Below are 24199 nucleotides of genomic sequence, written 5' to 3'. Positions count from 1 at the left end.
ATCTATGGATAAGCTAAAAAATCATGCAGATAGCAGACTGCTTCAAGGATGTATTTATTGTGCTGGATTGGCTGATACAAAAGATCATGTCCCATCTAAATGTCTTCTTGAAAGTCCTTATCCTAAAGATTTGCCTATAGTTGGGTGTTGTTATTCTTGTAATCAAAACTTTTCAAAGGACGAACAATATTTTGTTTGTTTAATAGAAAGTGTTCTTTGTGGCTCAACGGACCCTGAAAAAATTCAACGGGCATCCATTGCTAAGACTATGCGAAATCTACCTGCACTTCGAAAACGTATTGAAGCTGCCAAAACTGAGATAGATGGGCAAATAGTTTTTGCTCCAGAGCTTCATCGCATTCAAAATGTAATGCTTAAACTTGCTCGAGGTCATGCAGCGTTTGAACTAAGCCAGACATGTCGTGAGAAACCAGATCATATCTGGTTTGGTCCTCTTTTATCGCTTTCTAAAGAAGATCAGGAAACATTTAATTCCGTTCATTTTCAACAGAATTTTGGTGAAGTAGGATCACGTAATATGCAACGACTTTTTGTCACACAAATGACTACAACTTCCGAAAATGGCGAACCACAAAATGTCGATATGATTATAAATGATTGGGTCGATGTTCAGAACAATCAATATAGATACATAGCCATAGATGATATGGGAGCATATATTATCAGAATTGTTATTGCAGAATATTTCGCTTGTGAAGTTGCTTGGGGAATATCAACAACGTAAGATTTTTTTACGTATTTATAATTTAAACTTTAAATGTTACTCCGAAAATATTAAATGAAATTTATAGATTTATTTGCGGGACTTGGGGGCTTTCATAAAGCCCTACATAAACTTGGACACGAATGTGTTTTTGTTAGTGAACTCAATCTTACTCTTCGACAGGTATACACTGAAAATTGGGGAATAGAAGTACATGGTGATATAAAAAGAATTGTTGAAAAAGAAATTGAAACAATACCAGAACACGATATTTTGTGCGGAGGATTTCCCTGTCAACCATTTTCAAAAGCAGGAAAGCAACTAGGTAGAGATGATGACAGAGGAACTTTGTTTGATGAAATTGTGAAAATCCTTGACTATAGAAAGCCTACATTTTTTATCCTTGAAAATGTTCCTTTTATTGCCAAACACGACAACGAAGCTACTTGGGAATATATGAAAAATGAATTAGATAGAATTGGCTATAAAGTTGATCATAATATCTATTCGCCACAAGATTTTGGGATTCCTCAACATCGCAAACGGATTTTTATTGTAGGCTCAAGAATTGGCTTAGACCATTTCAGTTTTGATGAAATCGATAAAAATAAAGCTAGCGAAATTAATATTCATAATTATATAGAAACAGAACCTGTAAATGCAAAAAAACTAGCCAAAGCAAATCAGGATTGTATTGAACTTTGGCAAGAATTCATTTCTAGTATTCCAAAGCATGTTAAACTTCCGGGCTACCCAATTTGGGGAATGGAATTTGGAGCAACCTACCCTTTTGAAGAAGAATTTCCTGACATGTTAACTCGAGAAGAACTTGCAAAATATAAAGGAAACTTTGGTATAAGTCTTAAAGGAAAGACCAAAGATGAACAACTAGCAAACCTACCGAGCTATGCAAGGGTTAAAGAAAAATTTCCTGACTGGAAGCAACAATATATAAAGAAGAACAGACAATTTTATATAGATAACAAAATTTTTATTGAAGAAATAGTAAAGCGAATATCTCAACTGCCATCGCAAAGTTGGCAAAAACTTGAGTGGAATGTTGGTGATGGTAACAGAAAAATAACCGATTATATTTTACAATTTAGAGCATCCGGAATACGTGTAAAAAAAGTAGATTTTTTCCCATCACTGGTTTGTACTAATACCCAAATTCCTATAATTGGGTGGCAAAAAAGATATATTACAAAAAATGAAGGATTAAAACTTCAATCTTTAACAGGGATTAACTTGCCTGAAAATGACAATGCGGCTTTTAAAGCTTTAGGCAATGCAGTAAATTCACATATAGTTGAATTAATTGCACAACAATTAATAATAGACCCCAAAACTTATACTCCACTTAAAAATGTAAATAAAGTAACCCAAACTATGTCGGTATGAGTGAAAACAAAGTAAATATCAGACCCCACGTATCAATGCTTTCAGTTCTAAAGTTTTTAGAATATGAAACTTGGTTTGCCTTAGCCGAATTTGTTGATAATTCTATTGCTAGTTATTTGAATAATGAAAAAGCATTGAAAGAACTCCACGGAGATGATTTTCAATTAGAGGTTGCAATAGAAATTAACGACCCTGAAAATAAAATTATAATTCGTGATAATGCAGCAGGCATTGAACAAGCAAATTATAGCAGAGCATTTAGAGCAGCTGAAATTCCAGCTGATACAACAGGGCTTTCGGAATTTGGAATGGGAATGAAATCTGCTTCATGTTGGTTTTCTGATTATTGGACAGTCCGCACTAAGGCTTTATATGAATCCGAGGAAAAGACTATCAAATTTGATATGAATGAAATAGTTGAGGACAAACTTGAAGAATTAGAATTTACATCAATACCATCAGATAAAACCCATCATTATACTATAATTGAGTTGTTAAACGTGAACAAAATGCCTAGAAAAAAAGGGCTATCTAAAGTAAAGTCACACTTAACAAGTATTTATAGAGAATTTATTCGCAAAGGAATTCTGAAATTAATTGTTGATAACACAGAATTGCAGTTTGCAGAACCAAAAATTCTCATCGCACCGAAATATGATGATCCAAATGGAGAAAAAATTAAGTGGAGAAAGGAAATAGATTTTGGCTTAGAGGATGGATTATTTGTTAAAGGATTTGTTGGAATAAGAGAAACAGGTTCAACCGCTGAAGCAGGTTTTGCTCTATTTAGAAGAGGAAGAGTAATTGAAGGAAGTTTTGATTCTGGTTTTAGACCCGAATTTATTTTTGGTGCACCAAATAGTTTCAAATATCAAAGAGTTTTTGGAGAGTTGCACTTAGAGGGGTTTGATGTTTCGTTTACTAAAAAAGGAATTCAATGGGATGAAAATCTAGATGTGTTTTTACAGTGCTTGAAAGATGAATTATCTCACGAAAGTTTTCCTTTACTTACACAAGCAGAGAAATATAGAGCAAGAGCAAATGATAGCGAGTACAGAACTTCAGGAGTAAAAGCATTAAGCCAAACAGTTTCAGATTTTGAACAAAAAGCACCAACTGCAATAAAAGATACATTTGAAAGTCCAAAAGAGGAAAATGAAGACGAAACAGAATTACCTAAAACAGACAAACGAATTTATAAATCTTTCAAAGTAAATTTCAACAAAATTGATTGGCTCATATCTATTGAATTGTCATTCGATACATCGCTAAATGAATTAATTGAAGTTGGAAACCATTTAATTAAAGAGGCATCTACAGAACCAAACGTAAAGCAAGTAGGAATTCGTCTTTCACTTATACACCCATTTATGGTGCAATATGCAGGAACTGAAAACAGCAAAATTGAACCCATTTTAAAAATGGCAGCTGCAATGGGACTGGCAGAAATTATTGCAAAAGAAAGTGGAGCAAAAGGACAAGGAGAAGTACGAAGGAATTTTAATCAACTAATTACCAAAATTTCACAAAGTTAATTATGGCGGAAATAATCGAAATAACAGGAAGTACAAATCCTAATAATTCAAAATGGCAGCCCTATCAAGGCGAAGAAATTGAAGCTTTATTAAAGTATAAAGGATTTACAGATAATGTTGGTAACATTAATACCACAGGTGAACGTGTTATAGATGAAACTTTCAAGATTCTTGAAATGTGTGGCAACCCTAATGAACAAGAAAATGTTGAAACAGGTTTGGTTATTGGTTATGTTCAAAGTGGTAAAACGCTTTCATTTACATCCGTTGCAGCTTTAGCCAACGATAATCAATATCAAATTGTAATCATAATTGCCGGAACTTCAGTTCCCCTTTCAGAGCAGTCATTTGAAAGAATGAAAAAAGATCTGCAAATTGAAACAAGATTTGACCGTAGATGGACTATAATTAAAAACGCAGGTACATTAGTAGATAGAGACACAATAGAAATAAAATTAGAGCAATGGGCAGACCCAACGCTTCCTAAAGAAAATTGCTCTACTCTATTAATTACTGTGATGAAGAACGGTAACAGATTAAGAAATCTGACCAGCCTTTTAACGGGTCTAAATCTTAATGGTGTCCCTACTCTAATTATAGATGATGAAAGCGACCAAGCAAGTTTAAATACAAGAGCAAGGGCTAATGCAAAAGCAGGAGAAGATGTAAATGAAGGAGATGCATCAACTATTTACAGAAGAATAACTGAATTGAGGGCAGTATTTCCTCATCACACTTTTCTGCAATATACCGCTACCCCACAAGCCAATCTATTTATCAATATTATGGATAGGCTTTCACCTAATTTCATTAAACTTTTAACTCCTGGCAGTGGTTATACTGGTGGAGATGCTTTTTTTGTACAAAATCCACGCCTTGTTAAAAGAATACCAACCAATGAAATACCTTCAAATAATAATCCTGTTCACGAACCACCTGAAAGTTTACTTTTTGCATTAAAAATATTTTTCTTGGGCGTTGTGGTTGGCGAAATAAAAAAAGACCAACGCAATCGTTCAATGATGGTTCATCCGTCAAGACTTACTGATTCTCAAAATACTTTCTTTAACTGGATTAGAAATGCATGTGAAAGTTGGAAAACACTCTTACAAAGCAATTCTCCTTCTGACGAGGATGAAAAAAACGAACTATTGAAAGAGTTTAGAGATGCTTATAAAGACCTACGTTTAACCGTAAGTGATTTACCCTCTTTTGAAGAACTTACAAATACAAGACTTCTACATTCCATAAAGAATACACGAATTATGGAAGTAAACGCTAGCAAAGGAAAAACTCCAGAGGTTCGTTGGAGCGATTTCTATTCTCATATTTTAGTTGGAGGTCAAGCAATGGATAGAGGATTTACTGTTGAAGGGTTGACAGTATCTTATATGCCTAGACCACTAGCAACAGGGCAAGTAGATACTACATTACAAAGAGCACGTTTTTTTGGTTATAAAGGTTCTTATTTAGGATTTTGCAGAGTTTGGTTAGATAATGCTAATATTGAAGCTTTTAGGGCAATTATTGAACACGAAGAAGATGTAAGAAAACGCTTGGAAAATTTTGATGTAAATAACAAACATTTGAATGAATGGGATAGAGAAGCTGTTTTAGACCAAATGTTAAGACTTACAAGACCAAATATTTTGTATAATGATATTGATAGAGATTATTTTGGTCAAGAATGGTTTACCGTTAGAGCTCCACATGACACAGAAAGTCTAATAGAATACAATAAATCAGTTGTTGCAGATTTTTCCGAAAATCATAGTGACAGTTTTACAACAAATCAAGGTCATTCTGAAAGAACTGATTTACAAAAACATTTAGAAGCTGAATTGCCACTTGAAGAAACCTTAAAGCATCTTCTAAATAGATTAAAATTTACAAGAGAAACAGATAGTCAAACCTATTCAAGTTTAAGGGGATTATTAAGTTCTTATTTACAAGACAACCTAAATGAAACTTGTTTAGTTTATCTAATGAGTGCTAAAAAAGTAAATAATTCTGTTGATCAAAATATAAGACAACGTAGATTAAATCGAAATGATAATATCCAGCAACTTTTTCAAGGAGAACAGCCAACTAAAAATGGGAAATTCAAAATAGGTGAAGTTTATATTGGAGACAGAAATATTAAAGACCAAGATAAAGTAACGATTCAAATCCATAGACTTAAACTAACAGACGTAAAAGGTAATGAAATTATAAATGAAAACGGAAATATTGTTTATAATAATCTAATCAGTATTGCAGTATGGTTACCCGAAACAGTTGGAAAAGATATTATTAGACAACCTGATAATATATGAGTAGCTTATTAGATGTTTTTTTAGGATTGGAAATCCCACAAATAGAAAATTCAAAACTATTCAATGCCGTAACATTGAAAGATTTTCCTTTTGCAAAAATTGGGGTAAATTATCTAGGGCTTCCTGTCATTTTAATTTCCTCAAAATTTGACCGAACACATTTAACTCAAAAAAACATTAAGCTAAAGTATATAGAACTTACGCACAACCTTGAATGTAAGGTATCTGAAAATGACAAATCTAAATATGACAACTATTCGGTAATCATTTTTAAAAGCAATCATGAACATTTACAAAACTATTTCTTTGGAATTGTATGTTCCCTATTATGTACACTTTCTCAAAATCCTACTCAAAAAGAAGTTCTTGATACGTTTAAAAATTTTGTTGAAATATTTAGATCTCTAACCGAAACGCCAACCAAAACAGAACAAGGACTTTGGGCTGAACTTTTTTTAATTGAACAAAGTAAAAATCCAGAAACATTAATAGATTATTGGCACAATATACCTGAAGAAAAATTCGACTTTAATGCTGATATTCAAAAAATAGAGGTAAAAAGTAGTAGTAATATGGAGCGGGTTCACATTTTTACAGCTGAACAATTAAATCCAATAAATGGAAGTGAATTAGTAATTGCTTCAATATTCACTAAACAAATTTCAAACGGATTAGACATATTAGATTTGTTAGAAAAGATAGATAATCGTATTACTCAAAATGAGCTAAAAGACAAGGTTTATAAAATAGTCTCAAAAACACTTGGCTGTACATTCGAACAATCAACAAAAATAAAATATGATTATGAGTTGGCTAAAAATTCACTGCGATTTTACAACTATCAAGACATATCGAGAGTTGAAAGAATTAATATTCCTGATAGGGTTTCAGAAGTGAAATTCAAATCAGATTTGACAAACATCTCCCCAGTAGACATCACAAAAATGTTGACAAAAGGAGAATTATTTAAACATGTTTAATAAAAAGTTCTTCTATACAAGATAACTTTAATCTAATAGGTGCTGAAGTGGGACTTATTAGCATTTCCGTATAAATTAACAATTTCCTTCAAAAAAAACTTGCGTAGCTAAATAACTACACATATATTTGTAGTCAAATAACTACACGATGAATTTAAGAAGAGATGTATTTCAGGCGATAGCAGATCCTACAAGACGATCTATATTGATGTTGGTGGCGGCACAATCGATGACAGCGGGAGCCATTGCTTCTAATTTTGATACGGCGAGACCTACCGTTTCAAAGCATCTCCAGATCCTTACAGAATGTGAACTGCTGAGATCTGAACAAAACGGCCGAGAAATAATCTATCACCTAAATCCCAATAAAATGAAAGAAATAGCCGATTTTATAGAACCTTTCCGTAAAATGTGGGATGAGAAATTCAACAAGCTGGAAAGTATGATGAAAGCGTATCAGAACAGTAATGATAAAAAGATGAAGAGATGAGAGACAGTAGACGTCTAAGTTTAAATTGGGAACATCATTGTCAATAGTGAATTTTGCTTTGCAAGTGAATGGTGAATTTTTTAATAGAGTTAGAACGTCTATCTTTAATTTTAAGCATCAACGAAATAAACTTGCAACAAAAGCAACCAGCAACCAGTAACTTAACTAAAAACTTTAAACCTTGAACGCTTGTACTCTCCCACTCTAATACTCTCAAACCCAAGAAACCCTCAAACACCAACATCATGGAACTTAAAACAAAAATCCACGCTGAAGACGGCAAACAGGAAATTTTCATTATCAGAGAATTTGACCTTCCTGTAGAATTGCTTTTCAAAGCGTATACAGAAGCAGAACTTTTCGAGCAATGGATGGGAACTAAGGTGACCAAATTCGAAAATAAACAACACGGCAGTTACCGTTTCGAAACGTTAAATCCTCAGGGCGATGTGGTTTTCAGTGCTAATGGAACCATTCATGACATTGTTCAGAATGAGAAAATTATAAGAACTTTCCAGATGGAAAATACGCCTTTTCCGGTTCAGATTGAGTTTTTAGCATTTGAAAAGTTAACGGATACCACCAGCAAGATTATCATCCAAACCATTTATAAATCTGTAGACTTCAGAGATCAGCATCTGAAAATGCCATTCGCCCAGGGCATCAATATGGCGCATAACCGTTTACAGGAGATGTTAGGTGGCAGGTAGCAGATAAAAGATAATAGAGGAAAAGATGAGGGACATGGATACCATAGTTTAAATTGTGAAAATCAATGTCAATAGTGAATTTTGCTTTGCAAGTGAATCGTCAATGATCAGGGAAAGAATAACAACTTTAAACGTTAAACCTTGAACCCTTATACTCTCCAACCCTCTTACACAAGAAACCCTCAAACCCAAAACATATGAATCCAAAAGTTAATTTTTTCTTCGAAAATGCCGGACAATGGCAGGAAGAATTTGAAAAATTAAGAGCCATTGCTCTAAGCACCGAACTTGCAGAAGATGTAAAATGGGGATGTCCATGTTATACGTATGAAGGGAAAAATATTTTCCTGATCCACGGTTTTAAAGAATATTGTGCTCTTCTTTTCTTTAAAGGGGCGCTGATGAAAGATCCGGACAACATTTTGATTCAGCAGTCCAAAAACGTACAGGCTGCAAGACAGATCCGTTTTACGGATACGGTACAAATCAATGATTTGGAGGAAGTTCTTCGTTCTTATATGTTTGAAGCCGTTGAAATTGAAGAATCAGGTGCTAAAGTGGAAATGAAGAAAACAAAAGAGTTCGAAATGGCTGAAGAATTTCAAGAGAAACTGGATCAAAACCCAGCATTACAGGAAGCTTTCAAAGCATTAACTCCGGGAAGACAAAGAGCTTACCTACTCCACTTTTCTTCTGCCAAACAGTCCAAAACCCGTGAAGCCCGCATTGAAAAAAGTATTCCACAAATCATGGACGGAATAGGATTAAACGATTAACTATAAAAAAACAGATCATGAACACACCACAACCCTCACAAAAAAGAACAAAAATCATCTATTGGATATTCACCCTCTGGATGGCACTGGGAATGGTTTCCACAGCCATTGTCCAACTTATGAAAAACAAAGATGAACTGGCCAATTTTACCAACCTCGGCTACCCTTCTTATTTAATGACCATCATTGGAGTATGGAAAATTCTGGGCGTTATTGCCCTACTGATTCCTAAGCGTCTGATCCTGAAAGAATGGGCCTATGCAGGATTTTTCTTTGTCATGTCGGGAGCTGTAATCTCTCATCTTATCGTGGGTGATACAGTTGGCAGAACATTTCCGGCCGTATTATTACTGGTATTGGTTCTTATTTCATGGTATTTCAGACCTGCAGACAGAAAAATCACCATTACTGATTAATCATTTTAATATTAAAAGTTGTTTAAACTTTATTTTTGAAACAGTAAGATTGTATTAAGTTGTTAAGATTATTAAGATAAGCTATGCTTTAAGCTTAAAAATCAGAATGATTTATCTTAACTATACTTTATTTCTTAAATCCTTCTTAATGGTTCAATAGGTATTATGTATTTTTTGATAAGTTTAAACAATTTTTATAAATCATTTTTAAAAATGAAAAGTCAGAAATTTTATCGAAGATAAAATCTTTGCGCCTTTAAACAAGCCATTATTAATAAAATTTGCGCCTTTGCGATTTCCAACAACACCAATCAACACAACAAAAAAAATTTGACATGAAAAAGAAACTCACCCAGGAACAAATCAACGAACTTTTAAAAACACTAAAAGCCCGTTTTGAAAAAAATATGAACCGTCATAAGGAACTGAAATGGGAAAAAATCCAGCAAAAACTGGAAGCCAGCCCTGAAAAGTTATGGTCTTTATACGAAATGGAAACTACAGAAGGAGAACCAGATGTAGTGGATCATAATAAAAAAACGGATGAATATTCCTTTGTAGACTGCTCTCCGGAAAGCCCAAAACGCAGAAGTTTATGCTATGATTATCAGGCCTGGGATGCCAGAAAAGCCAATAAACCTGAAAGTAATGTCATTGATACCGCTTCCGAAATGGGTATTGAACTTTTGACAGAAGAACAATACCGCCATCTTCAGGAATTAGGAAAGTTTGATCAAAAGACTTCAAGCTGGATCAAGACGCCACCCCAAATACGAGAGCTTGGAGGCGCCCTTTTCTGTGACAGACGATACAACACTGTATTCACCTATCACAATGGTGCAGATTCTTATTATGCAGCAAGAGGATTTAGGGGATTATTAAAAATATAAGGGAGAATTATTAACTGGGATCTCTCAACCAGGGAGATTCCACACTCCAGAAGATAATGTTAACACCAAGATAGTTTTCAGCATATTCTGTAAATTCTTCTTTGGTAAAAGGTTTTTTGGTTTTCGGATTTTTATAAGTAAGAGTCGGTTCCTGAACGGCCATGGCAACAAGAGAAAGCTTTCCTTTGTATTGATTAAAAAAGGGATAAGAGTTTTTCATCTGGCCTTTTTTATTGGGAACAATATCAGGTCCTCCCAACCCTATATTATTTTTATAAGCAAAATCAAACAATCTGGACATATATTGATGATCATTATCCCACTCACAGGGAAAGAAATTGACATATTGCAATACATTGGATTGGCGGAAAGCATTTTTTGCGAACTTCAGATTTTCTAATTCAGCCTGAAAATAGCGATCACAGCTAAAGTCTGTTTTATCTGCTTTCATTTCTATATCTATGGATGTTTCCGGAAGATTAATCCCTTGAATCTTGCCGTCAAACTTCTCTGCCAGCGCTCCTATAAGCTTCTGGAATCTCATTCGGACAGCAGGATTCCATTGTTGGGTAACCCATCCGCTTCCCACAGGTTTATTCTCACCAGGGTTATCATATTGAGGAACCAGTCCTCCCGTATACTCTTTATCATTCAAAAGATAATCAGGAATATATCTTGCCTGTGGCTCAAAAAATCTGTCCTGAAGCTGAATAAATAATTTTCTGTTGAGGGAAGTTAAATATTCCAGATCTTTTTCAATAACAGAAAAATCATACACATCTTTTGAAGTTTCCAAAGCTTTCCAGTTATAAACAATCTGTACTCCTCCAATATCCTGGCGAGTAATCATTTTTTCTATGTTCTTAAGGTCTCCCGAAGATGTATAAATATAATTCTGAGGAGCTTGCCCTGACATCCAATGTAAGCCAAGCATAAATAATCCCAATCCCAGCGCTTTGGTCATCTTTTTCATTACAATCAATTTTGCAAGGTAGATCATTTTCCGTGCCTAAAATATTCCGACTAATGCATTTTAGAAAATTATTCTTATTTATGAACAATATTCTTTATTATATAAATAGTTTATTATTTTTGAGCTTCAAAAATTTGATTTAACAATTAAGGATATGAAAAAATTAATCTTATTGGGCGCTGTATCAGCTTTTTTAATCAATTGCAATAAAAAAACTGAAGCACCGGCTCCCAAAGTGGAAGCAGATACCATTGCTGTAGAAGAACCCGTAATAGATACCCTTGGACCAAAATCGTTCTGTTATATCGGGGTAACAGGAAAAGACAGTGTTTTTGCTTCTATTGATGATAATCTGGGAACCATCACCGGAAAATTATCTTATAAAAACAGTGAAAAAGACAGCTCAAAAGGTGATGTAACTGGTTTCAAATCAGGAGATACTTTGAAACTGACTTACGAATTTACTGCTGAAGGCAAAAAAAGCAAAAGAGATATCTATTTCCTTCAAAAAGATAATGCTTTAACAGAAGGAATTGGTGATCATAAAGAAGAAGACGGACAGTCTAAATATGCTAACGAGAATAAAATAAGCTATAAAGACGGACAGAAGTTGAATACTGCAGATTGTAAAGTAGTGAACAAAGCTGTAAAATAATACTCCGTTATAAACAAAAATTTGTCTCAAAAATCAAACTATTTGACTTTTGAGACAATTTTTTTGTTACTATAATTCTCTTTCTATAATTTCAATAAATTGGTTTACCGCTTCATCTCCTGTACTCCATGAAGTAATAAGACGAATGGCAGAAAGATTCTCATCTACTTTTTTCCAGACATAGAACTCAAAATTCTCGGATAACACTTCAATAAGATGATTATTCAGAATAGGAAAAATCTGATTGGTATAGGTATCGGAAAGAAAAGTAATTCCTTTATTCTGCAACGCATTCTTAATTTTCATGGCCTGCTGATTGGCGTGTCGGGCCAGATCAAAATACAGGTTGTCTTTCATCAGTTCCATAAATTGAATTCCCAGCAGTCTTCCTTTTGCTAATAATGCTCCTTTTTGTTTGATACTAAAAGCGAAATCTTCCTGCAGCACAGGATTATTAATCACAATCGCTTCACCAATCAATGCACCGTTTTTAGTTCCTCCAAGATAGAAAACATCGGTAAGAGCAGCCACTTTCTCCAGGGTAAGATCACTGATTTCCGCTGTGAGACCATGTCCCAGCCTGGCTCCATCCATAAACAGATATAATTTATTCTCCTTACAAAATGCAGAAAGCTCTTCCAGTTCTTTTGCCTGATAGATGGTTCCCAGCTCTGTAGAATTGGAAATATAAACCAACTTGGGCATTACCTGATGGGGAACATTACGATGTCCTTCTAAAATCGGGATAATATCTGATGGTTTTATTTTACCGTCTTCGGTTTCAATGCTCAATATTTTATGACCTGTAGCTTCGATGGCACCGGTTTCATTATTCAGGATATGTCCGGGAGCGGCAGAAATTACACATTGATAAGGTTTCAAGATGGCAGAAATAACAATTAAGTTAGCCTGCGTTCCTCCTGAAACTAAAAAGACTTCCGAATGTGGGTTGTTGATTTTTTCTTTGATTAATGTCTTCGCTTTTAATGAATACTCATCTTCTCCATATCCGGCCTGCTGATCAAGATTATACTGTAAAAGAGCCTGTAAAATATTAGGATGGCATCCTTCAGAATAATCGTTTTTGAATGAAAATTTCATAGAGTAAACGTAAAAAAAGTTAAAATAACAAGAGCTAACTTTTCATTTTATTTTGTTAGATTTGTATTGAAAATCATCTAACATTTTGAAAACAACCCTAACAGAAGAGAATTACCTGAAAGCTTTGTTTCATTTAGTTGACAATGAAGGAAAGGTTACGATTAATGAGCTCAGTAAATTTTTAAATGTAAAAATGCCGAGTGTTAATAACATGATGAAGAAATTTGCCGAGAAAAAATGGGTCATTTATGAGACTTACAAACCACTAATCGTTACAGAAAACGGAAGACGTGAAGCTGCTTTGGTGGTTCGTAAACACAGACTTACCGAAATGTTCCTGGTTAAAAAAATGAATTTCGGCTGGGAAAACGTTCATGAGATTGCAGAACAGCTTGAGCATGTACATTCTCAAATCTTTTTTGATAAAATGGATGAAATTCTGGATCATCCTAAATTCGATCCCCACGGGGAACCTATTCCTGATAAAGACGGTAATATTATCGCTCAGGATCTGCAAAAGCTGAGCCATTGCGAACCTGGTGAAGATGTTACTTTCGCTTCGGTGACGCTTTCTGATGACGCCTTCCTTACTTACCTGAATGACAGGAAACTGCTGCTTAATACCAAAGTAAAAATCATTAAAATTGAAAGTTTTGATAAATCAATGACCATAGAAATTGAGGGTAAAACAGAAATTTTAAGCAAAAAAGCGACTGAAAAAATATTGGTTAAGAAATAAATCCTTACCACTGAAAAAATAAACCTTACAGACTTTAAAAGCCTGTAAGGTATGATATTGATACAGATCTGCATTTAGTCTATTCCTCAAACTGTTAAAAAACGGTTAAACTCCCCTTCTCTGAATACCCAAAAATTAATTTTTAGTTAGGTTTGCAAAACAATCTACAGACTTTGTCTTTTCTGACAAATACAAACATTAATTATTACTCAAAAAATTATGAAAAAAAGCCTTTCTTTTTTTATTATTTCGATGCTATTAAGTCCATTGGCCAATGCTCAAACCACTCAGGTAAGAGATTTTGTGATTGAGCCACAGATTCAACCTAATTTTTATATTTACAAAACTTTCGGAGTATTCGGAGGAAAAGAATATTCTACGAATGCCGTTTATCTGGTGACCAAAAAAGGAGTTGTTTTGTTCGATGTCCCATGGCAGAAAACACAATATCAAAGCCTGCTGGATACCATCCAGAAACGTCATAATCTGCCTGTTATTGCGGTGTTTGCTACTCATTCACATGAAGACAGAGCCGGAGATTTGAGCTTTTATAATAACAAAGGAATCAAAACATACGCAACTGCCAAAACCAACGAATTATTGAAGAAAGAAGGAAAAGCTACTTCTACTGAACTTATAGAAACAGGAAAAACGTACCGTTTTGGCGGAGAGAAATTTGTAGTGGATTTTCTTGGTGAAGGACACACTGTTGACAATGTAGTGGTATGGTTTCCCCAATACAAAATACTGGACGGAGGGTGTCTGGTAAAAAGTAAAGCAGCTGTTGATCTTGGCTACACCGGAGAAGCCAATGTTGCCCAATGGCCAAAAACCATGGAAAAACTGAAATCCAAATACGCTCAGGCCACTCTGATTATTCCGGGACATGATGAATGGAAAGGTGGCGGACATGTAGAGCACACTCTTGATCTTCTGAATAAAAAATAAAATAGTAGAGCCCTGGCGAATGCCAGGGCTCTACTATTTTAAACTACATTTTAAAGGGTTATATTTTCTAAAAGCTGTGACACTTTTTCAATTTCTTCGATCGTATTGAAGTAATGAGGGGACAAACGGATCGCATGGTCTACATTTTTAAAGGTAAAATCAATTAAGGCGTCCTCTCTGCGGTTTTCCTTAAAAAATACCTTATGATCACTCAGAATCTTATGGATCTTTTCAACCTTTCCATCGGCCTGACAAAAAGTAACAATACTGCTTAATCTATTTCCTTTATCCAAAATTCTGAAACCATTATTCTGCAGGTTGATTCTTAAAGTATCTGCCAACGTACGGTTGTAATGCTCAATTTGATCCATTCCAATCGTATTGGCATAGCGTAAAGCCTCTGCAAATCCCAGTAAAGCAGCATAAGGTCTTTCAAAAAGTTCAAATCTTTTGGCTGTATCATTGAGCTGATAATCATCAAACGTTGTCCACTTGGCTCCAATACTATCTAAAAACAGAGGATACATTTTCTGGTCTAAGGCTTTATCAGAAACATACAAAAATCCTGTTCCTCTCGGTCCCCGCATAAATTTCCTTCCGGTTGCCGTCAGAAAATCACAATGGATTTTTTCAACATCCACCACAATCTGTCCCACAGACTGGCAGGCATCCACAAGATAAAGGACATCATATTGTTTACACAACCTTCCTACTCCTTCTATATTCTGAATCAAACCGGAATTGGTAGGAATATGAGTGACCGCTATTAATTTGGGATGATGCTTTTTGATTAAATTTTCAAAATCCTCAAGATCTAGCTCATGATCAGGCAGATTGGCAACCCTGATGATTTCAACATGATATCTTTTCTGCAAAGAAATAAAAGCAATCTGATTGGAGATATAATCATCATTGGTGGTAATAATACAATCTCCTTCTTTAAAAGAAATACTGGATAAAGCTTTTGCGTACCCATCTGTAGAGCTGCCTGCAAATGCGATATTGGAAGGTTTGGTATTAATAAGTTTGGCAGCCTCTTCATAAAACTGGCTGATAAGACCAGAATTTTGTACCGCAGCAGCATAACCTCCAAGCTCCTGTTCTTCATATAAAAACTTAATAGTGGCCTCTACAACAGGCTTCGGCATTAATGATGACCCTGCACTGTTTAAAAATATCTTATCCGAACATCCCGGAGTATCCTGTCTTATAACCTCTAAATTCATTTTATCAATCCTTACAACAAATTTACTTTTATTTTTTTCTATATACGCCTATAAAAAATCCCGAATTTTCATCCGGGACTCTATTTTTACTCAATGATTTTAATCTAAAACACTCCAACCTCTTTTAGGATTCGTGTTGGTAGAAACTTCCTGCTCATTAACGATGATATTTTCTTTTCTCTGACCGATGTAATCAAGCTCACTCAGTTTAGAGAAAATGATTTCAAGGCTTCTCAACATCTGTTGAATGTAAAGCAATGGCTCACCACAGTTATGGTGATCGTAATTGGTTTCTGCAACAATAGAAAGCTGGTTTAATAAGGTATGAGGGGCAATTTCGCTCCACTCAAGGCTGTAGTTCAGCATTTCTTCCAGCTCAGCAGGAACAAGAAGCTGTGTTGAATTGTATAAATGAAGTGCCAGTCTTGCAAAAGATTCGATCAAAAATACAGGCGGTTGCCAAGGGGTAATATTTCTAAACTGGAAATACATATCTCCAAAAGTATTCACCATTGTAGTACACAAAAACTTAACGTTTTGGGCTAAAGCTGTATTTTGGTTTTTATGGGATGCTTTCTGAATAATTTTAAAAGCATACTGCTGAAGGTTTCCGATAGACTTCGCATAGCTGCTGTAGTAATCTACCAAAGCCGGATGACTCTGTACAGAAGTACAAGGCGGAATAAAATTCGAATCAACCTGAGCAATATTTCCTTTTAAATCTACCTTACCAATAATAAGATAATTTCCTCCTGAATAGCTGCTGTTCAAAGACGTTACAGGAAGCAGTTCAATATGGTGATTAGGCTGTGCACTTGGGTGGCGCGGCGGAATTTCCTCAGGATCAATATCCCCAAAAGGAACTTTATCAAAAGGATTTACAGAGATTAAGATATAATAATCTCCATCTGCCTGCTCTTCATTCATTGATTTCGCCAATGATTTTACGCTGATTCTCCTGTCTGTCAGCTCAATACGGTATCCTGCCATCGTAACAGCGCTGCAACGCTTAATGACAAGCTGTACATCGTTGGTTGCCGTGTTATGAACATCAAAAATGGTACGGTCTGTAAATTCATTGGAAATGGGCAAAAGTCCGTAGTTATATGTAGTAATTCCAAGGGAATTGGAATCTCTGATGGTATCAATTAAGAAATTATCCTGATCATTAAGGTGCCTCTGGGAAACCTTCATCCCATCCACCCAATTGATTGCAAAATGTTTAATAGGCTGTATCATGTTTAATACTTTTTAATTTTTGTGTTTATGATTTTCTTGTGACTCCCTCCTCTTCATGCTGAATAACTCTCTTACAAATCACCACTTCATTTTCAGAAATGCTGTTTGTCGTAATGTCGTGGTCGAAATCTATATATTTTCTAAAGCTGAAAAACGATTTTTTAGTATAAAAGATCCAGTAATAAGGCTCGTTTCCTTCGTCTGAAAGATGAATAATTGAACCTGGATTTTTGTGGTTGTAATCATCCACTACTCTGTAGAACCAATCTCCGAAAGTAACTCCTGTCGGAAGTGTCTTCGCTTTAATTCTGAAACGGTTGGTATCTTCTAATTTTTTGCTCAGTTCAACATTCAGTACCATTAATCTGTCAAAATCTGCTCCTTCAAAATCAGGCAGTTTCTGTTCCGGTGAATATCTCCAAGTTTTATAAATATCAAAAGGAATGCTGATAAACTGGATATAGCAGTAGTAAAACACCATGGGAACCACAAAGATCACCATACTTGTTGCTGCCATTACCGCATATCCTGTTCCTTTGCTCATCCAGTTAAAAATCAGGGTAAAAAGATATCCTCCCAAAGCTATGCACGTTAATGAAAGTATAGATTCAAACAGAATACTCATAGCCAGAGAATCGATATGCTTTTTGAAATATTTATGCAGCAGATTCACATGAATAATCCCAAAAATAAGGTAGATGATCTGTGCAATGAGATACCAGTATGGGTTAAAAAGATTTCCGGCGAATCCAAAAACGCCCGGGATAGCCAGGCATAAACTGCACAGCAATACGTATATAATAATGACTTTAATTTTTATCGCAGGTTTATTTCTCCTGATTACACCGAGTATAACCATCATAATAATTGCGATTAAAGGCATTAAGATATACCTTAAAAAAATACCTTTTACTGAAGAAATTTCCATTTGTTTCTTTTCGAATTTATACTTTGTTGGTAGTTGTAAATATAATAAAATAATTTAGAGGAAGGTAGAGTATCCAAGGCGGCTGGCATTTCTTTCCTCATCCTCAAGGCTGAAAGAATAATCCTCCTTTTCTGTGACAAAATTTTCCTCCACATCCACTGTTACGGGAAGAAAATAGTCATACAATGCCTGGAGTACATTTCTGAAAGGACTTCCCGGGATATACTTCTTCATATCTCCGTAAGGAATTGGGCCAATGTTGACCACCCAGTTTCGTTGCCCGTCCATATGAGGTCCACTTGGAATATAGGTTACCCCCAATCGTGAATTTCCTAATAACATGGAATCATCGTTTTTCTCAATCCCGTCAATAATATTAGGTGAAAAAGTGACTTGTACCGGTACCTGTAGAAAAGCAGTCATACATCTTTCAAACCATCTCTTGTCCCCTCTGATCTGATGAAAAAACGGTAAAATATGCATAAAGATATAAGCACTCTGTTTGTCCAGCATTTTTATCATAGGCCACAGCTCACTTACTGTGTCCAGTAAAGCATCTGTACTGCTTGTAATGTCAAATTCTGATTCTTTAAGCAAAGCACTGATTTCCGTAAAAAATACTTCCAGTTCAAAAGGACGGAAAAATTTACGGGCATCATCTTCTACCCTTTTCTGCTTTCGGATTTCCCTTACCACAGTATCTACATTCTTTCTTGAAGCCCCAAGAGAAGGTGGATGGAACAATCCTTCCGGAAGGTAATCGTAAATACCCTCTCTGTAACTCTCTATGGTAAAGACTTCTTCGTCGAATCCTAAATAACTGCTTGAAATACTTTTAATGTCTTTCAGGTAAGCACGGTCGTTTACACCCACCCTCTCTATGAATATATTGCTTACCGCACGGTGGTATTTCAAAAGGTTAACAGCTACAGCTTCAGCCTTAAAGTCTGTCTGCAGCTTATTGTAATGCATATCTACAATATTACTCTCATACATAGTGTTTCCTCTGATTATGACTTGTAAAGATAATATATCTCATAAGTTTGAAAAAGTATTTTAACAACAATTTTATCCTAAAAATAATAATTTATTGACACTAATGGGAATAATTTTCTACAAATTCCGTGAAAATACGGTAAATAGAAAGTTTATTTGCTTTTTTGAATTTAAAATTAACTATTCAGAATCAAGTGTTTAGAATTTGAGATTCAATGTTCAAGGTTCAAGGTTTAAAGTTTAAGGTTGTGATAAGGTTTTACTTTTGCTTTTATGTATTATATGAAGAGTTTTATGTCTTTACGCTCCCTGCTTCTATTTTTTCCAAACCTAACATTATTATCTATTTATTTAAATTAAATTTTATTAACATCATCTTATAGAATAAATTCAGGATAATGTATGCTCATTCCGAAAGCGGGCCGTATCTTTGCAGACTGAAAATTGTTATTTAAAATGAAAAGTATTTATTCTAAAATTCTGATTTTAGCATTCATGGCCTCTTCACTTTATTCTTATGCGTGGGGATTAACGGGACACCGAGTGATTGCAGACATTGCACAAAACCACCTTTCCCGCAAAGCAAGAAGAGAGATTAAAAAGATCATGGGAAAAGAGCGTCTGGCGTATTGGGCTAACTGGCCGGATTTTATCAAATCTGATACCACAGGGGCGTGGAAGCAGGCTTCATCATGGCACTATGTAAACATTGATCCGATGACTGACTTTAAAGCTTTCGAACAAAACCTGAAAGCACAGGCAGGCCCAAGTCTTTATACTCAGGTAAACACATTGTCCAGCCAGATCAAAGACAAAAACACCTCTGAAAAAGACAGAAAAATTGCTTTAATCTTCCTTATCCACATTATGGGAGATCTTGCTCAGCCCCTACACGTAGGAAGAGCAGAAGATTTAGGCGGAAACAAAATCAATGTTACTTATTTCGGAGAAAAAACCAATTTACACTCTGTTTGGGATGGGAAACTAGTAGATTCTCAAAAATACAGCTACACCGAATATTCTAAGCTTTTAGATATCAAATCTAAAGACGAAGTAGCACAGATTCAATCCGGAACACTGGAAGACTGGCTGTATGATTCTCATAAAATTGCCAACAAAATTTACGCACAGACTCCTAACGATTCCAAGTTATCTTATGACTATCAGTATAAGTTCAATGAAACAATGGAAAGACAGCTTCTATATGGAGGATTAAGACTGGCGAAAGTATTAAATGAGCTTTTTTAGTTACGAATTGCGAGTTTATGGGGTTGATAAACCCAAAATAGCTTAAAATAGTACTCTTAGATATAAAAACGGAACTTCGGTTTCGTTTTTTTTTGTTTAGGGTTTAGGGTTTAGGGTTTAGGGTTTAGGGTTTAGGGTTTAGGGTTTAGGGTTTAGGGAAATTACAGAATTCTCAAATAAGGTGTGGTCTTTTTGTTATTACTATATATTTTATTTTCAGTCCGGAGCAAATCACAATCAGCTGAATACCAGTAATATATATTGTTTTAAAGAAAATTATCATTATTTTAACAGGTTTCTTTTCACAAAAAAATAAAAGTTGTGTAACCTTTTTACCTTTTCATACGTATATATTATAGTAACTCTTTTTTGAGGAAAAAATAAATGAGACAATTAAAAATCACTAAGCAGGTTACCAACAGGGAAACTGCTTCATTAGACAAGTATTTGCAGGAAATTGGTAAAGTGGAACTGATTACTGCGGACGAGGAAGTAGAATTGGCACAAAGAATACGTGCAGGCGACAGAGCCGCACTTGAGAAATTAATCAAAGCCAACCTTCGTTTCGTAGTTTCTGTATCTAAACAATACCAAAATCAAGGTCTTTCTTTACCCGATTTGATCAATGAAGGTAACTTAGGATTAATGAAAGCAGCAAAAAGGTACGATGAAACTAGAGGTTTCAAATTTATCTCTTATGCAGTATGGTGGATCCGTCAATCAATTTTACAGGCATTGGCTGAGCAGTCAAGAATTGTAAGATTACCGTTGAACAAAATTGGTTCTATCAACAAAATCAATAAAGCATACGCTCACCTTGAGCAGGAAAATGAAAGACCACCTTCTCCGGAAGAATTGGCTGAAGTTCTTGACATGAGCGAGGAAGATATCAAAGAATCTATGAAAAACTCCGGAAGACACCTGTCTATGGATGCGCCTTTAGTAGAAGGTGAAGATTCTAATCTTTATGATGTATTACGTTCAGGAGAATCACCAAGTCCTGATAAAGATCTAATGCTGGAATCTCTACAAATTGAGATTGAAAGAGCATTGAATACTTTAACTCCGAGAGAGGCTGATCTGGTAAGATTATACTTCGGACTGAACGGAAAACACCCAATGACTTTAGAGGAAATTGGTGAAACTTTCGATCTTACAAGAGAGAGAGTTCGTCAGATCAAAGAAAAAGCAATTAAGAGACTAAAACACAATACCAGAAGCAAGATTCTTAAATCTTATCTGGGTAAATAATTTTAGCGTTAAAAATTTTATAGGCGGAGTCTGGTTTCAGGCTCCGTTTTTTTTATTGTCATTCATCAGTAAACAAATTATTTGTACGCTATAGTATTATGGATGTAACATTTTTCAAAGTTTGTTCAACTAATTAAAATCATAACCTTTCCTCATTTGCATTAAAATCTAAATGAGTAATTTTAGTTGTTGGGATATAATGCTGATTATCAAATCAAACAAAACATACTATGAAAAAAATACTGTTCGCCTCTATTCTGACTTTATCACTACTTTCCTGCAGTGAAAACAAACCACAGCAAGCTCCTACCGTAGAAAATGCAGTTGATAATGCAGAATCTTCAGTTTCAGGAGCTATTAAAAAAAATACAAGATACTCTTCACGTGAAGGAAACCTTGTTCATGAAATCTATCAGGAGTTGATAAAAAATGATAAAGCTTTACAGGATCTTAATAAAAGAATAGCGGTTATTAATCAGGAAACAGAGGATGCAATGACTGAATATGATGACGTAATTCAAAAATCTGAAACCTATTATAATGATGCAACGACGCTATCAAATTCGGTAAGCGATTCTGTTACCAAGAAACAAATTGAAAAAGAGATAAAAGCAAGCTCTGAAAAATATAATATAAAAACACAAACTATCAGAGACCTCATCACCAAAATAAAAGCAAACAGGACAACACTTCATGATCAATACATTGTATTCAAAATCAGAAAAACACTTCCTGAAATTGAAGAGTATCAAAACGCTCATCCTCTGAAAACAGATAGTCTCAATCAATTCATCAATAAGCAGAATGCCTTGCTGGAAGAATTGAAAAAATTAAAATAAACACCATTATTCCTCATGAAATATACCACCCAATGGCTTACTGATAAAGCCCGTATCAAAGAACTCGTAGACTTTTTTATTACCCATAAAACAGATGCTTATATTTCTCATGGCGAAATGATGTCCGGCAGAGCGATAGACTCTCACCACTGGAATCCAGATCTTGAACTGATTCTGACGGAACAGCTGATCACTGATTTTAATTCCGATGGCAGCTCCAAACTGAATATTCTGATTGCTGAAAATGAGAATGGAGAAATTGTGGGAATGATGGTTTTCAATGTAATCAACAGTCCGTTTAAAAAGTATGCGATTCTGGAGGATATGCTTCTGGATCAGTCTGTAAGAGGCCAGTCTCTTGGAAGTAAACTTTTGGAGAAAGCCATCCATGAATCTAAAAACTGGAACATCAGTTTTATTTTACTGGAAAGCGGAGTCAACAATCACGGTGCTCACAATTTTTTCAGCAGATATGGTTTCAAAAAAGTATCAGAGAGTTATATTTTAACAATTTAAATCAGATGATGTAAAGAGATATCTGTTTCAATAGACAATTAACTGAGATTCTTCACTACATTCCATTTCTTTCAGAATGACATATCTAAGGCAAATGTCTCAAACAACAGGCTTCTTTCACAATTTATGTTTTCAAAAATAAACCTTATGAACACCATTTCAATCATCGGAGCAGGAATCGGCGGACTTACCCTCGGAAATGTACTGAAACAGCATCAGTATGATTTTACCATCTACGAATCTGCCCCGGAAATAAAACCTGTAGGCGCAGGAATTATGATGGCTGTCAATGCAATGCAGGTTTTTGACCGTTTGGGTTTAAAAGAAAAAATTGAAAATGCGGGTAATAAAATTCACAGAATTGTTATCGCTGATGAATCTCTGAGAACGATTTCAAAAACAGAAATTTTAGACCTGGAAACTCAGTACAACTCTTGCAATGTTGCTATTCACCGGGCTGAACTTCAGAAAATTCTGGCGGAAAATTTAAGTCCCAATTCGATAAAACTGAACCATTCATTACAAAAAATAAGAAAAGAGGAAAACTATATTTTAGATTTTGAAAATGGAAACCAGATTGAAAGTAAAATTGTTTTTGGGGCGGACGGCATAAAATCTCCTATCCGAAACATGATCTTAAAAACCGGAACAATCCGAAACTCAGGGCAAAAATGCTGGCGTGGTCTGGTGGATTTCCACTTACCTGAGAAACACCATCAGGAAGCTTTTGAGATGTGGGGAAAAGGAAAACGGTTCGGTTTCGTGAAAATTTCTGATAAAAAAGTCTACTGGTACGCCTGCATCAACGAGAAAAGTTTTGGCAGATACCGGGGAATTGCGGAGATTTTTCATGATTTTGATCCTTTGGTTTTACAACTTATTGAGGCTACGGCCAATGAAAATATTATTTGTAATACCATATCAGACCTCGCTCCTATTCCACAATGGCATGCTGAAAACCTCTGCCTGATTGGAGATGCAGCCCACGCAACGACACCTAATATGGGACAGGGTGCCTGTCAGGCGATTGAAGATGCTTATATCATTGGAAAGCTGCTGGAAAAAAATACCGACTTCAATACAATTTTCGGAAAATTTCAAAATATCAGACGAAAGAAAGTAGATTATATTGTCAATACAAGCCGCACTATCGGAAAGGTTTCTCAATGGGAAAGAGGAAATTCCATACGAAATTTTCTGATAGGACTGATTCCTGAAAGCATGAATCAAAAAATGGCAAAAAAAATTATAGAACTGGAAATGTAGAGTTTATAATCATAAGAAAAGATAAAATTGTAAAAAT

24 protein-coding genes are annotated in these 24199 nt (G+C 35.1%); 18 read left to right on the top strand and 6 right to left on the bottom strand.

All coding sequences use genetic code 11. The features are described 5' to 3' along the window. Positions 1 to 4 precede the first annotated feature (4 nt). From ACWPWS_RS04585 to ACWPWS_RS04540, 10 genes are all read left to right on the top strand, one after another. A complete protein-coding gene (locus ACWPWS_RS04585; RefSeq protein ID WP_454045647.1) occupies positions 5 to 745 on the top strand; it encodes a hypothetical protein in 741 nt (246 codons plus the stop codon). A 54-nt stretch (positions 746 to 799) separates the two neighbouring features. Next, complete coding sequence (locus tag ACWPWS_RS04580; protein WP_454045646.1) at positions 800 to 2125, top strand: DNA cytosine methyltransferase; 1326 nt, start codon at positions 800 to 802, stop codon at positions 2123 to 2125. After that, the gene (locus ACWPWS_RS04575) at positions 2122 to 3660 is read left to right on the top strand and encodes an ATP-binding protein (RefSeq protein WP_454045645.1); all 1539 of its coding nucleotides are present in this window, start codon (positions 2122 to 2124) and stop codon (positions 3658 to 3660) included. Before ACWPWS_RS04580 ends, ACWPWS_RS04575 begins: the two co-directional genes overlap by 4 nt. 2 nt (positions 3661 to 3662) lie before the next feature. Beyond that, entirely contained in the window at positions 3663 to 5975 is a 2313-nt protein-coding gene (locus ACWPWS_RS04570) for a Z1 domain-containing protein (RefSeq protein WP_454045644.1), read from the top strand. After that, on the top strand, positions 5972 to 6955 hold the full coding sequence (locus ACWPWS_RS04565; RefSeq protein WP_454045643.1) for a PD-(D/E)XK motif protein: 984 nt from the start codon (positions 5972 to 5974) through the stop codon (positions 6953 to 6955). The genes ACWPWS_RS04570 and ACWPWS_RS04565 overlap by 4 nt, the downstream gene beginning before the upstream one ends. A 148-nt stretch (positions 6956 to 7103) precedes the next feature. Further along, a complete protein-coding gene (locus ACWPWS_RS04560) occupies positions 7104 to 7445 on the top strand; it encodes an ArsR/SmtB family transcription factor (RefSeq protein ID WP_454045642.1) in 342 nt (113 codons plus the stop codon). 245 nt (positions 7446 to 7690) lie between these two features. Next, complete coding sequence (locus ACWPWS_RS04555) at positions 7691 to 8155, top strand: SRPBCC family protein (protein WP_454045641.1); 465 nt, start codon at positions 7691 to 7693, stop codon at positions 8153 to 8155. Between the two features lie 197 nt (positions 8156 to 8352). Then, positions 8353 to 8931: a YdeI/OmpD-associated family protein gene (locus ACWPWS_RS04550; RefSeq protein WP_454045640.1), complete on the top strand. Its 579-nt coding sequence runs from the start codon at positions 8353 to 8355 to the stop codon at positions 8929 to 8931. 17 nt (positions 8932 to 8948) lie between these two features. After that, positions 8949 to 9347, top strand: coding sequence for a DoxX family protein (locus tag ACWPWS_RS04545; RefSeq protein ID WP_105682229.1), 399 nt, complete (start codon positions 8949 to 8951; stop codon positions 9345 to 9347). Positions 9348 to 9682: 335 nt separating this feature from the next. Then, positions 9683 to 10237 carry a DUF4256 domain-containing protein gene (locus ACWPWS_RS04540; RefSeq protein WP_454045639.1) on the top strand — a complete coding sequence of 185 codons (555 nt, stop codon included), beginning with the start codon at positions 9683 to 9685 and terminating at the stop codon, positions 10235 to 10237. A gap of 10 nt (positions 10238 to 10247) precedes the next feature. Here the strand turns inward: ACWPWS_RS04540 and ACWPWS_RS04535 are convergent, their stop codons facing one another. Then, positions 10248 to 11210, bottom strand: coding sequence for a hypothetical protein (locus ACWPWS_RS04535; protein WP_454045638.1), 963 nt, complete (start codon positions 11208 to 11210; stop codon positions 10248 to 10250). A 154-nt stretch (positions 11211 to 11364) separates the two neighbouring features. On the opposite strand from ACWPWS_RS04535, the gene ACWPWS_RS04530 reads away from it, so the two are divergent. Further along, positions 11365 to 11865 (top strand): hypothetical protein, encoded by a 501-nt coding sequence (locus ACWPWS_RS04530; RefSeq protein ID WP_105682227.1) that lies wholly within the window; start codon positions 11365 to 11367, stop codon positions 11863 to 11865. Between the two features lie 69 nt (positions 11866 to 11934). Here the strand turns inward: ACWPWS_RS04530 and ACWPWS_RS04525 are convergent, their stop codons facing one another. Further along, complete coding sequence (locus ACWPWS_RS04525) at positions 11935 to 12966, bottom strand: threonine aldolase family protein (protein ID WP_454045637.1); 1032 nt, start codon at positions 12964 to 12966, stop codon at positions 11935 to 11937. An 85-nt stretch (positions 12967 to 13051) separates the two neighbouring features. On the opposite strand from ACWPWS_RS04525, the gene ACWPWS_RS04520 reads away from it, so the two are divergent. Together ACWPWS_RS04520 and blaIND are read left to right on the top strand one after the other, a co-directional pair. Then, positions 13052 to 13705, top strand: coding sequence for a metal-dependent transcriptional regulator (locus ACWPWS_RS04520; RefSeq protein WP_209784335.1), 654 nt, complete (start codon positions 13052 to 13054; stop codon positions 13703 to 13705). Positions 13706 to 13924: 219 nt separating this feature from the next. Further along, complete coding sequence (gene blaIND, locus ACWPWS_RS04515; RefSeq protein WP_454045636.1) at positions 13925 to 14653, top strand: IND family subclass B1 metallo-beta-lactamase; 729 nt, start codon at positions 13925 to 13927, stop codon at positions 14651 to 14653. A 50-nt stretch (positions 14654 to 14703) separates the two neighbouring features. Here blaIND and ACWPWS_RS04510 read toward each other — a convergent pair whose 3' ends face one another. The 4 genes from ACWPWS_RS04510 to ACWPWS_RS04495 all read right to left on the bottom strand — a co-directional run bounded on the left by ACWPWS_RS04510 (position 14704) and on the right by ACWPWS_RS04495 (position 19018). Next, a complete protein-coding gene (locus ACWPWS_RS04510) occupies positions 14704 to 15879 on the bottom strand; it encodes an aminotransferase class V-fold PLP-dependent enzyme (RefSeq protein ID WP_454045635.1) in 1176 nt (391 codons plus the stop codon). 99 nt (positions 15880 to 15978) lie between these two features. Continuing rightward, complete coding sequence (locus ACWPWS_RS04505) at positions 15979 to 17118, bottom strand: hypothetical protein (RefSeq protein WP_105682222.1); 1140 nt, start codon at positions 17116 to 17118, stop codon at positions 15979 to 15981. A gap of 25 nt (positions 17119 to 17143) precedes the next feature. Next, a complete protein-coding gene (locus ACWPWS_RS04500) occupies positions 17144 to 18046 on the bottom strand; it encodes a TssN family type VI secretion system protein (protein WP_105682221.1) in 903 nt (300 codons plus the stop codon). Positions 18047 to 18100: 54 nt separating this feature from the next. Continuing rightward, positions 18101 to 19018, bottom strand: a complete 918-nt coding sequence (locus ACWPWS_RS04495) for a type VI secretion system baseplate subunit TssG (RefSeq protein WP_454045634.1) — start codon at positions 19016 to 19018, stop codon at positions 18101 to 18103. A gap of 480 nt (positions 19019 to 19498) precedes the next feature. On the opposite strand from ACWPWS_RS04495, the gene ACWPWS_RS04490 reads away from it, so the two are divergent. The 5 genes from ACWPWS_RS04490 to ACWPWS_RS04470 all read left to right on the top strand — a co-directional run bounded on the left by ACWPWS_RS04490 (position 19499) and on the right by ACWPWS_RS04470 (position 24162). Beyond that, a complete protein-coding gene (locus tag ACWPWS_RS04490; protein WP_105682219.1) occupies positions 19499 to 20290 on the top strand; it encodes a S1/P1 nuclease in 792 nt (263 codons plus the stop codon). Between the two features lie 384 nt (positions 20291 to 20674). After that, entirely contained in the window at positions 20675 to 21541 is an 867-nt protein-coding gene (locus ACWPWS_RS04485; protein ID WP_002979276.1) for a sigma-70 family RNA polymerase sigma factor, read from the top strand. Positions 21542 to 21771: 230 nt separating this feature from the next. Further along, entirely contained in the window at positions 21772 to 22380 is a 609-nt protein-coding gene (locus ACWPWS_RS04480) for a hypothetical protein (protein WP_454045633.1), read from the top strand. Between the two features lie 15 nt (positions 22381 to 22395). Then, positions 22396 to 22896 carry a GNAT family N-acetyltransferase gene (locus tag ACWPWS_RS04475; RefSeq protein ID WP_454045632.1) on the top strand — a complete coding sequence of 167 codons (501 nt, stop codon included), beginning with the start codon at positions 22396 to 22398 and terminating at the stop codon, positions 22894 to 22896. Positions 22897 to 23043: 147 nt separating this feature from the next. Continuing rightward, a complete protein-coding gene (locus ACWPWS_RS04470; RefSeq protein WP_454045631.1) occupies positions 23044 to 24162 on the top strand; it encodes an FAD-dependent monooxygenase in 1119 nt (372 codons plus the stop codon). Positions 24163 to 24199 lie beyond the last annotated feature (37 nt).

The sequence above is a fragment of the Chryseobacterium sp. Marseille-Q8038 genome (assembly GCF_965111995.1).
This window is presented reverse-complemented; position numbering and strand designations above follow the sequence as displayed.

Excerpts from the sequence above, each read along its gene's own strand:
- ACWPWS_RS04490 (WP_105682219.1), top strand. The coding sequence starts at position 19,499 with ATGAAAAGTATTTATTCTAAAATTCTGATTTTAGCATTCATGGCCTCT.
- ACWPWS_RS04585 (WP_454045647.1), top strand. The coding sequence starts at position 5 with ATGGATAAGCTAAAAAATCATGCAGATAGCAGACTGCTTCAAGGATGT.
- ACWPWS_RS04545 (WP_105682229.1), top strand. The coding sequence starts at position 8,949 with ATGAACACACCACAACCCTCACAAAAAAGAACAAAAATCATCTATTGG.
- ACWPWS_RS04570 (WP_454045644.1), top strand. The coding sequence starts at position 3,663 with ATGGCGGAAATAATCGAAATAACAGGAAGTACAAATCCTAATAATTCA.
- ACWPWS_RS04525 (WP_454045637.1), bottom strand. The coding sequence starts at position 12,966 with ATGAAATTTTCATTCAAAAACGATTATTCTGAAGGATGCCATCCTAAT.
- blaIND (WP_454045636.1), top strand. The coding sequence starts at position 13,925 with ATGAAAAAAAGCCTTTCTTTTTTTATTATTTCGATGCTATTAAGTCCA.
- ACWPWS_RS04540 (WP_454045639.1), top strand. The coding sequence starts at position 9,683 with ATGAAAAAGAAACTCACCCAGGAACAAATCAACGAACTTTTAAAAACA.
- ACWPWS_RS04500 (WP_105682221.1), bottom strand. The coding sequence starts at position 18,046 with ATGGAAATTTCTTCAGTAAAAGGTATTTTTTTAAGGTATATCTTAATG.
- ACWPWS_RS04575 (WP_454045645.1), top strand. The coding sequence starts at position 2,122 with ATGAGTGAAAACAAAGTAAATATCAGACCCCACGTATCAATGCTTTCA.
- ACWPWS_RS04475 (WP_454045632.1), top strand. The coding sequence starts at position 22,396 with ATGAAATATACCACCCAATGGCTTACTGATAAAGCCCGTATCAAAGAA.
- ACWPWS_RS04580 (WP_454045646.1), top strand. The coding sequence starts at position 800 with ATGAAATTTATAGATTTATTTGCGGGACTTGGGGGCTTTCATAAAGCC.
- ACWPWS_RS04565 (WP_454045643.1), top strand. The coding sequence starts at position 5,972 with ATGAGTAGCTTATTAGATGTTTTTTTAGGATTGGAAATCCCACAAATA.
- ACWPWS_RS04470 (WP_454045631.1), top strand. The coding sequence starts at position 23,044 with ATGAACACCATTTCAATCATCGGAGCAGGAATCGGCGGACTTACCCTC.
- ACWPWS_RS04495 (WP_454045634.1), bottom strand. The coding sequence starts at position 19,018 with ATGCATTACAATAAGCTGCAGACAGACTTTAAGGCTGAAGCTGTAGCT.
- ACWPWS_RS04550 (WP_454045640.1), top strand. The coding sequence starts at position 8,353 with ATGAATCCAAAAGTTAATTTTTTCTTCGAAAATGCCGGACAATGGCAG.
- ACWPWS_RS04505 (WP_105682222.1), bottom strand. The coding sequence starts at position 17,118 with ATGATACAGCCTATTAAACATTTTGCAATCAATTGGGTGGATGGGATG.
- ACWPWS_RS04480 (WP_454045633.1), top strand. The coding sequence starts at position 21,772 with ATGAAAAAAATACTGTTCGCCTCTATTCTGACTTTATCACTACTTTCC.
- ACWPWS_RS04560 (WP_454045642.1), top strand. The coding sequence starts at position 7,104 with ATGAATTTAAGAAGAGATGTATTTCAGGCGATAGCAGATCCTACAAGA.
- ACWPWS_RS04510 (WP_454045635.1), bottom strand. The coding sequence starts at position 15,879 with ATGAATTTAGAGGTTATAAGACAGGATACTCCGGGATGTTCGGATAAG.
- ACWPWS_RS04485 (WP_002979276.1), top strand. The coding sequence starts at position 20,675 with ATGAGACAATTAAAAATCACTAAGCAGGTTACCAACAGGGAAACTGCT.
- ACWPWS_RS04555 (WP_454045641.1), top strand. The coding sequence starts at position 7,691 with ATGGAACTTAAAACAAAAATCCACGCTGAAGACGGCAAACAGGAAATT.
- ACWPWS_RS04530 (WP_105682227.1), top strand. The coding sequence starts at position 11,365 with ATGAAAAAATTAATCTTATTGGGCGCTGTATCAGCTTTTTTAATCAAT.
- ACWPWS_RS04535 (WP_454045638.1), bottom strand. The coding sequence starts at position 11,210 with ATGAAAAAGATGACCAAAGCGCTGGGATTGGGATTATTTATGCTTGGC.